8 protein-coding genes and 3 tRNA genes are annotated in these 15,465 nt (G+C 75.0%); 9 read left to right on the forward strand and 2 right to left on the reverse strand.

The window, feature by feature from the left end; translation table 11 throughout:
• Positions 1 to 17 precede the first annotated feature (17 nt).
• The 3 genes from C2142_RS20165 to C2142_RS20175 all read left to right on the forward strand — a co-directional run bounded on the left by C2142_RS20165 (position 18) and on the right by C2142_RS20175 (position 4,032).
• Positions 18 to 1,217, forward strand: coding sequence for a histidine kinase (locus C2142_RS20165; protein ID WP_148643949.1), 1,200 nt, complete (start codon positions 18 to 20; stop codon positions 1,215 to 1,217).
• On the forward strand, positions 1,214 to 2,017 hold the full coding sequence (locus tag C2142_RS20170) for a response regulator transcription factor (RefSeq protein WP_148643950.1): 804 nt from the start codon (positions 1,214 to 1,216) through the stop codon (positions 2,015 to 2,017). The genes C2142_RS20165 and C2142_RS20170 overlap by 4 nt, the downstream gene beginning before the upstream one ends.
• A gap of 353 nt (positions 2,018 to 2,370) precedes the next feature.
• Positions 2,371 to 4,032, forward strand: coding sequence for a long-chain fatty acid--CoA ligase (locus C2142_RS20175; RefSeq protein WP_148643951.1), 1,662 nt, complete (start codon positions 2,371 to 2,373; stop codon positions 4,030 to 4,032).
• Positions 4,033 to 4,200: 168 nt separating this feature from the next.
• Here C2142_RS20175 and C2142_RS20180 read toward each other — a convergent pair whose 3' ends face one another.
• Positions 4,201 to 8,070, reverse strand: coding sequence for a PAS domain-containing protein (locus tag C2142_RS20180; protein WP_148643952.1), 3,870 nt, complete (start codon positions 8,068 to 8,070; stop codon positions 4,201 to 4,203).
• Between the two features lie 176 nt (positions 8,071 to 8,246).
• On the opposite strand from C2142_RS20180, the gene C2142_RS20185 reads away from it, so the two are divergent.
• From C2142_RS20185 to C2142_RS20195, 3 genes are all read left to right on the forward strand, one after another.
• A tRNA-Ser gene (locus tag C2142_RS20185) sits at positions 8,247 to 8,340 on the forward strand.
• Between the two features lie 272 nt (positions 8,341 to 8,612).
• A tRNA-Arg gene (locus tag C2142_RS20190) sits at positions 8,613 to 8,688 on the forward strand.
• A 31-nt stretch (positions 8,689 to 8,719) separates the two neighbouring features.
• Positions 8,720 to 8,795: transfer RNA gene (locus C2142_RS20195), tRNA-Arg, on the forward strand.
• A gap of 471 nt (positions 8,796 to 9,266) precedes the next feature.
• On the opposite strand, the gene C2142_RS20200 is transcribed toward C2142_RS20195, so the two are convergent.
• Positions 9,267 to 9,524 (reverse strand): hypothetical protein, encoded by a 258-nt coding sequence (locus C2142_RS20200; protein WP_148643953.1) that lies wholly within the window; start codon positions 9,522 to 9,524, stop codon positions 9,267 to 9,269.
• 1,437 nt (positions 9,525 to 10,961) lie between these two features.
• Here C2142_RS20200 and C2142_RS20205 point away from each other — a divergent pair.
• From C2142_RS20205 to C2142_RS41645, 3 genes are all read left to right on the forward strand, one after another.
• On the forward strand, positions 10,962 to 13,007 hold the full coding sequence (locus C2142_RS20205; protein ID WP_148643954.1) for an Ig-like domain-containing protein: 2,046 nt from the start codon (positions 10,962 to 10,964) through the stop codon (positions 13,005 to 13,007).
• Positions 13,008 to 13,192: 185 nt separating this feature from the next.
• Entirely contained in the window at positions 13,193 to 14,488 is a 1,296-nt protein-coding gene (locus C2142_RS20210; protein ID WP_148643955.1) for an SPFH domain-containing protein, read from the forward strand.
• Positions 14,485 to 15,435, forward strand: coding sequence for a C40 family peptidase (locus C2142_RS41645; RefSeq protein WP_148643956.1), 951 nt, complete (start codon positions 14,485 to 14,487; stop codon positions 15,433 to 15,435). The genes C2142_RS20210 and C2142_RS41645 overlap by 4 nt, the downstream gene beginning before the upstream one ends.
• Positions 15,436 to 15,465: the final 30 nt, after the last annotated feature.

The following is a 15,465-nucleotide window of genomic DNA, read 5'->3' on the forward strand; positions in this document are numbered from 1 at the left end:
GCAACTACGGTGGGGGGATGCGCTTGCTGCTCCGGTCGCATGCCGGCCATCTGATGGTGCTCGACTTCGGGGCGGCCGTCGTCATCACCCTCGCCTACGGGAGCTTGGCCGGCGCCGAACCGGTCGACGGGCTCCCCGTCTTCGGCGGGCCTGCCTGGCTGGGCTGGCTGGTGGCCGCAGGCGTCGGGATGCCGCTCGCCGTGCGGCGCCGCCGGCCGCTGCCCGTCCTGGCGGTGGTGCTGCTGTCCTCGGTGGCCGCCACCCTGCTGGACATCACCCGGGACCCGTTCGTCGCCACCGCTCTGGCCTGCTACCCGGTGGCCCTGTTGGAGCCGGCCCGGCGTTCCGCGGTGGCGATGGTGGTGACCCTGGCCGCGTCCGCCGCGGCGGTCCTGCTCGGCGAGGCGGTGGTCACGCCGGCCGGGTCGTGGACGGAGGCGGGCGCCACCGCGGCGTCGGTGTGCCTGGCCGTGGGCCTCGGCTGGGTCGTCGGCCGCTGGGTGCGCGAGCGCCGCGCGCTGGCGGCCGAGCAGGGCCGGGTGCTTGCCGATCAAGCTCTCGCCGACGAACGCCTCCGTATTTCACGGGAGTTGCACGACATCGTGTCGCACAGCCTGAGCACGATCGTCGTGAAGGCCTCGATCGCCAACCACGTCGCCGCGGCCCGTCCGGAGGAGGCCCACGACACCCTGCGGGTGATCGAGCAGACCGGCCGCGAGGCACTGGCCGAGATGCGCCGGGCTCTCGGCGTGTTGCGCGACGACGCCGGTGCCGCGGCGGAGTCGGCCTCGCTGGCCCCGGCGCCGGGGCTGGCCGACCTGCCACAGCTCGTCCGCCGCGCCGAACAGGCGGGCGTCCGGGCCAGGCTGCGGGTCCGTGCCCCCGGGTACCTCCCGGCCGGGATGGAGCTCGCCGTCTACCGCATCGTCCAGGAGGCGTTGACCAACGTGGTGAAGCACTCGGGAGCAGGAACCCGCTGCCAGGTCTCGGTCGGGACCGGTACGGCCGGAGAAATCCTGATCGACGTTCTCGACCACGGCCCGCCGTCCTGGGCCCCCGCCCCCGACCGGACCGGGCTCACCGGCGGCCACGGCCTGCTCGGCATGCGCGAGCGCGTGCTGATGTACGGCGGCTCGCTCACCGCCGAGCCCCGCGCGGGCGGCGGCTTCGTGGTCTCGGCCCGGCTGCCGCACCCCCGACAGGGAGCGCCCGCATGACCGCTCCCACGTCGTCCGGCCCAACCTCCTCCGGCTCCACGCCGTCCGGTCCCACCTCCACCTCCGGCTCCACGTCCTCCGACCCGGTCCGTGTCCTGGTGGCGGACGATCAGGCGCTGCTGCGGGGCAGCTTCAAGGTGCTCATCGAGACCGCCCCCGGGCTCGTCGCCGTGGCCGAGGCCGGCACCGGCGAGGAGGCGGTCGCACTGGCCCGCCGCCACCGGCCGGACGTCATCCTGATGGACATCCGGATGCCCGGCATGGACGGCATCGCCGCCACCCGCGAGATCTGCGCCTCGCCCGACACGGCCGGCACCCGGGTCCTGATCCTGACCACCTTCGACCTCGACGAGTACGTGTTCGCCGCGCTGCGCGCCGGCGCGGCCGGGTTCCTGCTCAAGGACACCTCGCCGGACGCCCTGCTCGGGGCCATTCGCACCGTCGCAGAGGGCGAGGCCCTGCTCTCCCCGTCGGTCACCCGCCGCCTGATCGCCGAGTTCGCCCGCCTCCCGGACGCCCGGGGGCCCTTCGCCGGAGCTCTCGACGGCGTGACCGGGCGGGAGCGGGAGGTTCTGACCCTGATCGCCCGCGGTCTTTCCAATGCCGAACTCTGCGAGCACCTCCACCTCAGCCCCGGGACGGTCAAGACCCACATCGGCCGCCTCCTGGCGAAGCTCGACGCGCGCGACCGTGCCCAGTTGGTGATCGCGGCCTACGAGTCCGGGCTCGTCCCCGCCCCTACTCCTTCAGGCCGAGCGTCAGCCAGCCGAGCCCCCCGCAGTCCCGGCAGGTCTCCGTGATGTGCCCCGTCCCGGACCGGTCCGCCCGCACCCCCAGCCGCGCCCGCGTCCGCACCCCACCGGAACAACACGGACAGGGCACCCGGAACCCACCCGCCCCCCGATCAACCCGGCGATCCTCATGACTGTCGCTCATGCCCACCAGTATCGCCCGCCCCACTCGCCCCCTCCTGTTGTTCCGGATCTTCCCCGAGTGGTGGAACCGCGGCGAAGCCGTGATCCGTGCAACGGGGTCGGGATGCTGACATGGGGAGGGCGGAGAGGCACAATCGGGCTCGACTGCCCGCATTACCGGTGAGTAGACGAATGGTGGTGCAGTCGCAGCCGCAGTGCCGCCCGGTCAAGGAGGACCCGTGTTCAGCACGATGCAGGACGTACCGCTCACCGTCGCCCGAATCCTGAACCACGGGGCGACCATCCACGGGCGGTCGACGGTCACCACCTGGGACGGCACCGGGCCGGTGGTCCGGACGTACGCCGAGGTCGGGGCGCGGGCCGCGCAGTTGGCGTGCGCGCTGCGGGACGAGCTCGGGGTGACGGGCGACGACCGGGTCGCGACCTTGATGTGGAACAACGCCGAACACCTGGAGGCCTACCTCGCGGTGCCGTCGATGGGCGCGGTGCTGCACACGCTCAACCTGCGGCTCCCGGCACAGCAGCTGTCGTTCATCATCAACCACGCCGCCGACCGCGTCATCATCGTGAACGGCACCGTGCTCCCGCTGCTGGCCGCCGTCCTGCCGGAGCTCGGCCCGACGCTCAAGCACATCGTGGTCAGCGGCCCGGGTGACCGGTCGGTGCTGGCCGGCTTCGCCGGCGTCGTGCACGAGTACGAGGACCTGATCGCCGGCCGTCCGGCCGAGTACCCCTGGCTGACCGACATCGACGAGCGCCAGGCTGCCGTGCTCTGCTACACCTCCGGTACCACGGGCGACCCGAAGGGTGTGCTCTACAGCCACCGCTCGGTATACCTGCACTGCCTCCAGGTCAACACCGGCGACAACTTCGCCTTCACGCCGCGTGACACCGCGCTGCCGGTCGTCCCGATGTTCCACGTGAACGCCTGGGGCATCCCGCACGCCGCCTTCATGTCCGGCGCCAACCTGCTCATGCCGGACCGCTTCCTCCAGCCGAAGCCGATGGCCGAGATGATCGCCGCCGTCCGGCCGACCGTCAGCGCCGCCGTGCCGACCATCTGGAGCGGCCTGCTCGACGAGCTGGACGCGGGCGACTACGACACCTCCAGCCTGCGGATGGTCGTCATCGGTGGTTCGGCCTGCCCGCCCTCGCTGATGAAGGGCTTCGAGGAGCGCCACGGCATCAGGGTCGTGCACGCGTGGGGGATGACCGAGACCTCGCCGCTCGGCTCCTTCGCCCAGGCGCCGGGCGGCCTCACCCCGGAGGAGGAGTGGCCGTACCGGGTGACCCAGGGCATCTTCCCCGCCTCGGTCGAGGCCCGGCTGATCGGCCCGGGCGGCGAGCGGATGCCGCACGACGGCGTCTCGGCGGGTGAGCTGGAGGTGCGCGGACCGTGGATCGCTGGGGCGTACTACGGCGGCGCCGGCCACGACCCGCAGCGCCCGGAGGACAAGTTCTCCGAGGACGGCTGGCTGCGGACGGGTGACGTCGGCACCATCACCGCGGACGGCTACCTGACCCTGACCGACCGGGCCAAGGATGTGATCAAGTCCGGCGGCGAGTGGATCTCCTCGGTGGACCTGGAGAACCAGTTGATGGCCCACCCGGAGGTCGCCGAGGCGGCCGTGGTGGCGGTGCCGGACGAGAAGTGGGGCGAGCGGCCGCTGGCCACCGTCGTGCTGCGGCCCGGTGCCACGGCCGGGCTGAAGGAGCTGCGGGCCTTCCTTGCCGAGCGGATCGCCTCCTGGCAGCTGCCGGAGCGCTGGGCGATCGTCGAGTCGGTGCCGAAGACCTCGGTCGGCAAGTTCGACAAGAAGGTGATCCGCGCCAACTACGCGGCCGAGGAGCTGGACGTCACGGTGCTCGGCAAGGAGTAGCCGAGTACCCGACGCAACGGGCAGGCGAACACGGCTGAGGGCCGGTCCCCCCAAACGGGGTGACCGGCCCTCAGCAGTGTTCGGCAAACGATCAGCCGCGAGCCGCCACCGCCACCGCCACCGCCACCGCCACCGTCGGCCGTCAGGCGTCAGCGTCAGCCGCCACCGTCAGCCGGCGGCCGCGACACCCGCCTCGCCCATGGCGCCGATCCGCCCGAGCAGGTCGACGATCCGCGACTGCACGTCCGCGCTGGTCGAGCGCTCGGCGAGGAAGAGCACCGTCTCGCCGGTGCGCAGCCGGGGCAGTTCGCGCGGGTCGAGGTCCACCGAGGTGTAGACGACCAGCGGGGTGCGGTGCAGCCGGTCGTTGGTGCGCAGCCAGTCGAGCAGGCCGACCCGGCGGCGGCGGATCTGGAAGAGGTCCATCACCACCAGGTTCGGCTGCACGCTGCTGGCCCGCGAGACGGCGTCGTTCTCGTCCACCGCGTGCTCGACGTGCATGCCGCGCCGCTCCAGGCTGCTGATCATGGCGGCGGCGATGTCCGGGTCGCCCTCGACCAGCAGGACGCGCGGGGCATGGTGCTCGCCGTCGCGCGGGGCGAGCGCGCGCAGCAGGACGGCCGGGTCGGCGCCGTACGCGGCGTCCCGGTTCGACTGGCCGAGGCCGGCGGTGACCAGCACCGGGACCCGGCTGTTGAGCGCGGCGGTGCGCAGCGACTGAAGCGCTGTCCGGGTGATCGGGCCGGTCAGCGGGTCGACGAAGAGCGCGGCGGGGAAGCCCGCCACCTGGGCGTCCACCTCCTCGCGGGAGCGGACGATCACCGGGCGGTAGCCGCGTTCCTGGAGGGCCTGCTTGGTGGCCGGGTCGGGCTCGGGCCAGACCAGCAGGCGGCGCGGACCGCCGTCCCCGCCGGGGGCGGCCTGCGCGGGGTGCTCGGCGGGGTCGTCGTGGCCGGCTGCGGGCAGCTCGGCCATCGGCCGCGGCGCCGGACGGGCCTCCGGCACGGCGGGCAGCTGCGGGGCACCGGCCGGGAGGGCCGGGGCACCGGTCTCCGGGGCCGGTCCGGACGGGATGCCGGGCACACCCGGGGACGGGATGCCGGGCACACCCGGGGACTGGAGCGGGCGCGGCGGCGCCAGCTCGGCGAGGCCGGTGCCGACGGGCTGCGGACCGTTGCCCTGCCCGGCCGCGGCCGGACCGTCCGCCGCCGGGGCGGGCAGTGCGGGGCGGGCGGGGGCGAGTGCGGTGGAGGCGGCGTCGGGGGCGGCCGGTCCCTGGGCCTCGGTGCCGGGGCCGGGCGGGACGGCCAGCCTGCGGCGGCGTCCGGTCGGGGCGGCGGCCGGTTCGGGCAGCGCGGGTGCGGGACCGGCGGGCAGCGCGTGCTCCAGACCGGGGTAGACGGTGGAGGGATCGGGGACGCCGGGCAGGGCGAACCCGCCGGAGGAGTCCTCGTTGGCCGGCAGCGCGCGGCGCCGCCGGGACGGCCTCGGCTCCTGCCCGCCGTCCGCCCGGCCGGTCTCGGTGCCGACCGCGGTGCCGCCCGCAGGAGTCCCGTCGACGGGGGTGCCGCCGGCCGGAGTCCCGTGGAGCTGGGCGCCCCCTGCCGGGGTGCCTTCCACGGGAGTCCCGACCGCCGGCGTGCCGTGGGCCTCTCCGGCGGACGTGGACGCGGACGTCGGCGCGGACGCGGGCGCGGATACGGGCGCGGGCGCCGGGCCGAGCGCGAGCGGTCCACGCGGACCGGCCGCACCCGCCTCGGCGGCGCGGTGGCCCTCCGGCCGGGCGTCCTGGCGGCCCTGGCCGTCCGGCCGGCCCGGGCCGTCGACGCCGTCGACGGGCACGGCGTACGCGGTACCGGAGCGGCCGTCGTCCTTGCCCCATGGGTCGGTCGGCTGGGCGGTCGGACTGCCGAGGCCCGGCCGCCCGTACGCGGGGTCGTTGCCGGTGCCGTGCCACTGCTCGGGGACGGCCCGCTCGACCCGCGCCGGGGCGTGCGGCCACTGCTCGGGGGCGGGAGCGTCACCCGCCGGAGCGGAGGAGGGAGCCGGGGACGGAGCGCCGGACGGCTCGGAGGACGCGCCGGACGGCGTGCCGGAGGGCACGGCCGAAGGCGCGGCGGCGGGAACGGGCGGCTGCTCGACGGCGGGCCGGCCCCGGCGCCCGCGCCGCTCGGCCACCGGCTCCTCGGCGGGCTGGTCGCCCGCCCGCCGCTCCGCTGCGGGCGCGGGGTCCTTGCCGCCGCCCGGCGCCGCCTCGGCGTCGTCCTCCGGGTGCCGCGCGCTGGGCAGCTGCGGGATGCCCGGCAGGTCGGGCAGGACGGCGGAGTCGCTCTCCTTGGGCCGGTCCGAGCGCCCCTCGGCCGACGCGCGCTCGGCGGCGGCCTTCGCGGCGGCCGGGTCCAGCGGCAGCTCGACGACGTAGGTGGTGCCGGCCTTGCCGGGCAGTTCGTGCGGCTGGAGCACGCCGCCGTGCCGCTCGACCACCGCGCGGGCGATCGGCAGGTGGACGGGGCTGCCGCCGCGGCCGGGGCCGCGGATCTCCACCCGGGCGACGTCGCCGCGCTGGGCGGCGGCGAGCACCACCATCGGCGCGTCGGCGCCGCCGGGCGGCAGCGCCGCGGTGCCGGGGGCGGCCAGGCCGGGGGAGGTGACGGTGGGCGGGGCGTCCAGCGAGAGTGCGACCCCGCTGACGTCGGCGACCAGGTGGGCGAGCGCCTGGGCGAGCCGCTGTTCGTCGGCGATCACCTCGACGGCGGCGGCGTGCACGGAGAACCGCACCCGGCCGGCGCCGACCAGCTCGCCCGCGTGCTCGACGGCCTGCCGGACCACCTTGTCCAGGGCGACCGGGACGCGCTCGGGGGCCTTCTTCCCGCCCTTGCCGTCGCCCTTGTCGTCACCTCTGCCGTCGTCGTCGCCGTCGCCGGGGCCGCCGGACGCGGAACCGGACCCCGATCCGGACTCGCCGGCCTCGGAGCGCTGGTGGGCGAGTACGCCGTCGATCAGCTTGCCGAACCGTCGGCACTCGTCGGCCAGCCGGCGCAGCGTCCAGTTGGCCTCCGGCCAGAGCTGGCCGGCCGGGTCGGCGGCGAGCGCGTCGATCCGCCGGTGCAGCGCGGTCAGCGCGCCGCCCAGCTCGCTCTCCAGGACGGCGGTGAGGTGCTCGTTGCGGGCGACGAGCGCCAGCTCGCGGCTGCGGTCGGTGAAGGTCATCACCGCGCCGACCAGCTGGTCGCCGTCCCGGACGGGGGCGGTGGTGAGGTCGACGGTGACGGGCCGGCCGTCCTTGCGCCAGAGCACGGTGCCGCGCACCCGGTGCTTGCGTCCGGAGGTGAGGGTGTCCAGCAGTGCGGACTCCTCCAGCGCCAGCGGGGTGCCGTCGGCCCGGGAGTGCTGGATCAGCGGGTGCAGCTCGCGCCCGCCCAGCTCGCTCGCCCGGTACTCGAGGATGTGCGCGGCGGCCGGGTTGACCAGCACGCAGCGGCCTTCGAGGTCCACGCCGAGCACGCCCTCGGCGGCGGCGCGCAGGATCATCTCGGTCTGCTTGTGCTGGCGCCGCAGCTCGGCCTCGACGCCGAGCCGGCTGGAGAGGTCGCGGACCAGCAGCAGGAGCAGGTCGCTGGCGGAGGGCCGGGAGCCGTCGCGGTACGGGTCGTAGGGGACGAGCGGCGAGAGCGCGTAGCCGCGGCCGTCGCCGGAGCGGGCACCGGACCCGTCGTCGGCGAAGTCGTTGCCGGAGACCTCGACCGGGAAGGTCGTGCCGTCGGTGCGGCGGGCGGTCATCCGCACCGGGCGGTCGAGGGCGTCGTCCTCGCGCGGGGTCGGCCGCATCGAGCCGGGGATCCGGCTCGGGTCGAACTCCGGCAAGAGGTCGAGCACGCCCATGCCGACCAGCGAGGTGCCGGGCGCCTGGAGCGCCTGGACGGCTGCGTTGTTGGCATCGACGACGGTGCCGTTGCTGTTCACCAGCAGCAACGCGTCGGGCAGGGCGTCGAGTATGGCGGCGAGGCGAGCAGCGCCTCGGATCGGCCTGCTGCTCACGTCGACAGGTCTCCTCGGCTCAGGGCAGCTCCTCCGGAGACCGCAGTATCTCATTCTTCTTTGCGGTGGGGACGACCCGCCTAGTAACGTTGGCGGTGGTTGGTGCCGAGCCCTTGGGTTGTGGCATCATCTCAGGCACACGGAGCGGGTCCGCCACGCGGGCACGGTTCATGTGGGGAGGCTTCGCCTAGTCCGGTCTATGGCGCCGCACTGCTAATGCGGTTTGGGTCTTAAAGCCCATCGAGGGTTCAAATCCCTCAGCCTCCGCCAGCCGGGAGCCCCGCCGACGATCACGTCGGCGGGGCTTTCCGCATTTCCGGGCGGGATCCGGCCGACAGGTCCGGCAGGTCCGACGCCGCCGACACCTCCGATACCTCCGGCAGGTCCGGCAGGTCCGGTCGGTGGTCCGGGCGTGCGCGCGGGGGGTGGCCGTCGCGGCGGGAGCAGGTGTCCGGGGTGCCCGGATCAATCGATTTCGCCCCACGTCGCAGGTCATGTAATGTTGTCCCCGCACCGCCCCGGTGGCACGTTCACCAGGGCGAGCGCTCATAGCTCAACGGATAGAGCACTTGACTACGGATCAAGAGGTTGCAGGTTCGAATCCTGCTGAGCGCACCAAACCCCGCAAGACCGGGTCCGCCCGGTACTTGCGCTCATAGCTCAACGGATAGAGCACTTGACTACGGATCAAGAGGTTGCAGGTTCGAATCCTGCTGAGCGCACCAGCGAGAAGCCCCCGGCCACCGGCCGGGGGCTTCTCCGTTTCCCGGGGAACCAGTCGGAGGAGGTCAGCGGCCGGGTCCGGTTGAAGGTCGCCGGCACCGGGCCGTGCCGGATCGGATCGGACCGGGGCCGGGGCCGCCGGTAGCGCCCGGAGCCGGTCGTTCCGGGCGAGCAGCCGCCCGACGACGCCCAGGTCGTACTGCTCGGTGTCCGAGCGGGCGGCGAGCACCACGGTGACGCCGCGGGGAGAGCGTTCGGCGGTGAGCTGCTCCAGCAGTGCCAGGGCCCTGCCCCCAGCCGGTGCCGCCCGCGACGCCCGCCACCGCCGGCAGCGGCCGGGACGAGCCCGGGTCGAGCACGGCGTCACCGTGTAGGCCTCGGTCCACGCCTTCTCGGTCTCCGTGGTCCAGGCGTCCCCGGCGAAGTGGGCGGCGTGGCCGGCGGGCTCGCGCCGAGGGCGGGGAAGTGGCCCGTCAGCGCCCCGTGCCCGGCGTGCCGGGTGCCGAGGTCGCGCAGGATGCCGACCGGCGTGTCGGTGCCCTCCAGGGGGTGACCGGCGCGCCGAGGGCGGCCCGGAGCCGGTCCTGCTGCTCGTCCAGGTGCTCGGCTAAGAGGTCGCGGACGCCGGGATCGTGCTCGAACGGGTGCTGGTGGAAGTAGCCGGTGGTGGCGGGGCCGTGGGGTTCGACGGCCGCGAAACTGCTCTTGATGAGAACGGGGTCGATAGTCACGGGCCCCGACGCTGGTGAGCGGTCGGCCAATTCGAACAGATCCGCCGGATGAGTGGTCAGGTGCCGGACAGTGGCGTCCGGCCGGAATCGCCGGGGTTCACGGGGATTCGTCGGGATTTCCCTCGATGCACCGCCTAATGGATGAAATACATCCCTTTCAGGTACATGCTGTCCTGCCGGTCGGATAACCGCCAATCGGGTGGGAAGCGGCCATGAGTGCAGGTGTCGCAGTATGACCGGCCCGGGATCGTGATTCCGTTTTGTCGCATCTTGTGCCCAGACTGCGGAGCCCCTGGTGACTGGCCACCGGCCCCTGGCAGCCGACACCGGAGGAGAGCCGGATGAGCCGACGGATTCCCCGCGACGCCGCCCTGTCCGCACCGGCCCCGCACCGGTGCGGCGCCCGGACGGGAGGGGTGCGGCGACTCCGGCTGGCGGCGGCCGGAGCGTCGGCGGCACTGGCGGCCGGCCTGCTGATCGGCTGGAATCCGCCGCACTCCGCGGCCCAGCAGTCACCTGACGCCTGGTCGGGTGACCATTGGGCGGTCCTGCCCTCCGGTCTCGCCGTCCAGCTCGATTTCTCCGCCGCTCCCGGAGTGGCCGTCGCCGCCGAACCGGGTGAATTGGCCGACCGCGCCGGAGGCGGCCGGGCGGCCGCCCTCTATACCGACGGAGTTCGGCCCGGAGATCCCGCGCAGACCTTCCGGATCGCGGAGGACCGTCCGCAGGCGGACGGTTCCTGGCGAACCGTCGGAACGCTTCAGATCGGCTTCTCCCGGCCGGTCCGGAATCCCCGGCTGCATCTCAGCGGACTCGCCGGAATCGCCGCCGGGAAAGACGGCGCCACCGGCACCGCGGCCCGGCTGACCCTCACCGGCGGCTCGCCGGCCGCCCCGACCCTGGTCAACCGGACCGACTTCCCCGGCTGGACGGTCGACGGGAACACCCTCGCCCCCGCCGGGGCGGACGGCGGCGCCGACCCCTCGAACGGTTCGGCCGCCGAAGGCAGCCTGGAGCTGGCCGGCACCTTCCGCACCGCCGTCTTCCGCGTCGAGCAGCGCTCCACCGCCCGGGACGGCTCCACCACCGCGCCGCAGCCGCTCGTCGTGGCGGCCACCGTCACCCTGGACGAGGGCGTCGGCACCGCCCCCCCAGGGCTACGGGAACGCCTCCCACCTGCTCTCCGACCTCTTCCTCGGCGCGGACGCCACGGCCCCGGCCCGGCTCGCCCGTGGGCCCGCCACCACCTCGCGGGGCCAGACCGACGAGCCGCTCGTCCAACTCGACCACGGAGCCGCGCGGCGCAGCGTCTGGTCGAACCCGGCCCCGCCGCAGCTCCAGCCCGGGCGCGGCGAGTACCAGGGCGCCGACCCGGCCGTCAGCTACCCGGCGGAGGCGGCGATCGGCCACTACTACCGGCTCGTCGTACCGGTCGCGGTGGGCGGCGCGCCCGCCATCCTGGCCGGCTGGGTCGACTTCGACCGCAACGGGCGCTTCGACCCCGCCGAGCGGGTGCAGGCCGAGATCCCGGCGGGCGCCGACACCGCCACCCTGGGGTGGACCGTCCCCGCCGGCGCCGCATCCGGGGAGACCTGGGCCCGGTTGCGGATCGGCCGGGACGCGACCCAGCTGGTGCCGGCCGGCGGCTTCGCCGATTCCGGGGAGGTCTCCGACCAGCGGATCCGGCTGACTGTCGGCGCCGCCCGGCCCGAGATCGCGATCCCGGTCGACGGCAGCGTGGTCTCCGACGCCCGTCCGCAGGTGCGTGGCGAGGGCGCCGTGACCGGTGCGACAGTGGAGGTCCGGGACGGTGACGCGGTGCTCTGCAAGGCCCGGGTCGAACGGGGCGGCGACTGGTCCTGCCGGCCGGGCAGCCCGCTCGGTGCGGGGGCGCACAGCCTGACTCCGGTCGAGACGACCAGCGGCGGTGTGGTGCTGCGCGGCGAGCCGGTCCGGATCACCGTGAAGACCGCGCCGCCCACCGCCCCCGTGCTCAGCCTCCCCGAGTACACCAACGACCCGGGCCTCCAGCTGACCGGCACCGGGGAGCCGGGCAGCACCGTCTCGGTGGCCGACCAGCCGGCCGGGGTCCGTGACGACGCCGCCGCCGAGCTGTGCAGCACGGCGGTCCGGTCGGACGGCGGCTGGGCCTGCCTGCCGGTCGAGAACCTGGCGGACGGGCGGTACCAGCTCACCCCGACCGCCGTCGACGCCGCCGGGAACCGGAGCCCGGGCCGGTCCGCCGCCCTGGTCGTCGACACCGTCCCGCCGGACCGTCCGGTGCTGACCGCGCCGGCCGCCGGCGAGACCGTCCGGGCCGCCAGACCGAAGTTCGCCGGGCGGGCGGAGCCGGGCGCCAAGGTGACCGTCACCGCCCGGTCGGGCGGTGCGGCCTCGGCCGAGCGGATCGTCGCCTGCGGGGCCACCGCCGCCGCGGACGGCGGCTGGAGCTGCACGGCCGGCCGGGACCTGGCGGACGGCGATCAGTGGCTGGTCGTCACGGCGACCGACCTGGCGGGCAACGGGACGGCGGCCGACGCGGTCACCGTCAGGGTCGCGGGGGTCGGGGCGCCGGCAGCCCCGGCGGCCCCGACTTCGGTGGCCCCGAGCCCGGTGGCCCCGACTTCGGAGGCTTCGGCGGCGGTGCCTGTGGTGACCGGCGCTCCGGTGGTGCCTGGTGTTCCGTCACCTGCCGCGCCGTCACCGGTGGGGCCGGGCTCTCCGGCGCCTTCGCCGGGGACGCCTTCGCCGACCGCGCCTTCGCCGGGGACGCCTGCGCCGACGGCTCCCGCGTCGCCCGTTCCCTCGCCCTCTGCGTCCCTGACCCCGGCGGCCGCGCCGTCGGCGTCCCCGGTGCCCGTGCCGACGGTGTCGCCCACGACGCCGGTCCCGCCGACTCCGCCGGTCCCGCCGACTCCGCCGGTCCCCGGCCCCGAAGCTGCGCTGGAACCCGTCCTGCCCGGCCTGCTGCCGATCGTCGTCCCTGCGGTCGCCGACCCGGCCGGCCGGCCGGTGGTGCCCGTGGCCACGGCCACCACCTCGGTCGGCGTAAAGCCGGGCCAGATTTTGAGCCAGAGCCCGAGCGTGAACCCGAGCCCGAGCGTGAGCCCGAGCCCGAGCGTGAGCCCGAGCCCTGACGTGAGCCCGAGCCCGTCCCTCTCCGTTTCCCCGGGCTCCCCGTCCGTGTCGTCCGCGCCCTCGTCGTCCCCGTCCACCAGGGCGGCCGTTGCCCCGGCGGGAGTCCCTGGTGCGGCGCAGGCGGTGCCCGCCGGGCGGGTGTCCGCCGAGCCCGCCCGGGCGCTGGCCGCACCGCCGGCCGGGCAATCCGTCGAGGCCGGGACCGCGGCGTCGCAGGTGGCGGTCGCCCGGTCGCGGCCGGATGGCTGGCGCGCCGGCCTCGCCGGTGTCCTGCTGCTGCTCACCGGGGTCGGGCTGATCACCCGCAGGGTCTTCGCCCGTGGCCCCGGCGCGCGGCGACGCTGAACCATTCAGACCATTCGCTCATGCTGCCTGCGCGTCAGGTCGGCTTCGGATGATTCGTCAGTAAATGTCGACACGCTCTATCTCAAATGTCGCATTTGATGACGTATGAACTTAGCCTGACTCTGGCACTGCCCGTCAGATCCGGGCCGCCCGTTGCGCGACACACCGAACCCGAGGATCCGTGCATGGACGTCACCCGCGATTCTTCGCAGCGACCCGACAGCCTGCCCAAGGCGCCACCGCTGGCCCTGCCGGAACGTTCCGCCTCCGGCTCCAGTCCACTGGTCAGGACGGTGGCAAGGGTGTCGGCCACCCGAACTGCGGCCGCCCCGGCGCCCAAGACCGCCAAGCCGGCGGACTACGGCCCGGCCACCACCCCGTTGGCGGTGGTCCCCGGTCCGGTGATCACGCCCGCCGACTTGCGGGACCCGCTGGAGACGGGCCCGGAGACCGTGGAGATCCCGGAGGCCACCCCGGCCGGCGCGGTCGCCGCCGCCACCTCCCGCCGCCCCCCGCGCGCCGACCAGTCGCTGCGCGAGCACGGCGCCACCGCGCTGCCCGGCTGGATCGCCCTGCTGGCGGTGCTGGCCGGCCTGGCGGCCGTCGTACTGGTGCTGCTGCACGCGGGCGTCATCCCGCACTGGGACGCGCTGCCCGACCTGCGCGGCGCCGTCGCCCTGGACGGCGGCCGGGCCGAGGTGGACGCCAGGTCGATCGCCGCCGTCACCGCGGCCGGCCTGCTGGTCGTCTTCTCGCTGGCCGGGCTGCTGGCCAACGCGGGTGGTGAGACCCGGGTGCTCAGCCGCTGGGGCCGCTACCGCGGCACCGTCCGGCGGACCGGCCTGGTCTGGGTCAACCCGCTGCTCCGCCGTCGCCGGGTCGACGTCCGGCTGCGGCACTGGCGCAGCGAGCCGGTCAAGGTGGTGGACCGGACGGGAACGCCGATCGTCGTCCGGCTGCTGATCGTGTGGCGGGTCAAGGACACCGCCCGGGCGCTGCTGGCGATCGAGGACCACGAGGGCTACCTGCGCGAGCAGGTGCAGGCGGTGCTGACCCGGACCGCGTCCACGCTGCCGTGCGACAGCAACGCGGCGCCCGGCCCGGCGCTGCGGGACGGCCAGTGGTTCGCCGACGAGATGACCCGGGCGCTGGCCGCCGAGGCCGCCCCGGCCGGCCTGGAGGTGTACTCGGTGCAGTCGCTGGCGCTGGACTACGCGCCCGAGGTGGCCGAGTCGATGCGCCGCCGCCGGCTGGCCGATCTGGACGCCGACCTGCGCACGGTGCTGGTGGACGATGCGGTGGAGGCGGCGGCGCTCGCCGTCCGCCGGCTGGAGCGCGCCACCGCGCACGAACTGGACGAGGCCGCCCGCAGTGCGCTGATGGAGCAGTTGCTGGTCGCCTTCGTCGCCCCGGCCGGAGTGGCCGCCTCGGTACCGTCCCCGGCCGCCCGGGCCGGGCGGAAGGAAGGACGACCGGCATGAGGATAGCCACCGGCACGGAAGCCGACTTCGGGACGGACTTCGCCCCGGTGTCCGGCGCGAAGGCCGACGCCGGGCTCGAAGCCCGGCTCGATGCCGAGTTCGACGCGGACTTCGACGCGGACTTCGACGCCGCGCTCGATACCGACTTCGGTGCGGAGTTCGCCGGCTTCGACGCCGACGCCGCGCTGATCGACTTCGAGGAGAGCCTCGGCAGCGTTCCCGCGATAGCGGGCTGCGCCTGCCCGAACTGCGTGCTCCGGCCGCGGTTCGCCCGCCCGGCGGTGGCCGGGGTGTCCGGTGGCGGACGAATACACCGCGCCGTGCGAAGTACCTGCCTGGCCACCACCGTGCTGGCCGGTGCCGGCGTGGTCGGCCTGACGGCCGGGGCCGGGTCCGCACACGCCGCGGCCGGGAAGCAGGGCTGGGACGGTTCGAAGTACTGGTTCAAGAACGGCAGCGGCGAGTGGCGGTACACCAGCCACTACGACGTCTACCTGAACCGCACCGGCCAGTCCGGCGGCGGTTCGGCCCCCGCGCCCGACCGGCCCGCGAGCCGGCCGGACCCGGACGACGCGCCGGACTCCGGCAGCGTCGAGGCGGCGATCGACTACGCACTCGCCCAGCTCGGCAAGCCGTACGTCTGGGGCGGCAACGGCCCGTCCGGCTACGACTGCTCGGGGCTGGTCCAGCAGGCGTACCGGCGCAGCGGGATCAGCCTGCCGCGGGTGGCCGACGACCAGTACGCGGCCACCACCCCGATCGGCGCGGGGCAGCTGCGCCGCGGTGACCTGCTGTTCTGGTCGGACTCCGGCCGCGCCTCCGGCATCCACCACGTGGGGATCTACCTGGGCGGCGGCAAGTTCGTCGAGGCGCCCCGGCCGGGCAAGGCGGTACGGGTCTCCACCATCAGCAGCGGCTTCTACCCGACGCACTTCGGCCGACCCTAGCACCGGGCCCCTGGTGTAGGTTCCCGCTAG

It is taken from the genome of Streptomyces sp. CB01881 (genome assembly GCF_002953255.1).
In the GTDB taxonomy this organism is placed as follows: domain Bacteria; phylum Actinomycetota; class Actinomycetes; order Streptomycetales; family Streptomycetaceae; genus Kitasatospora.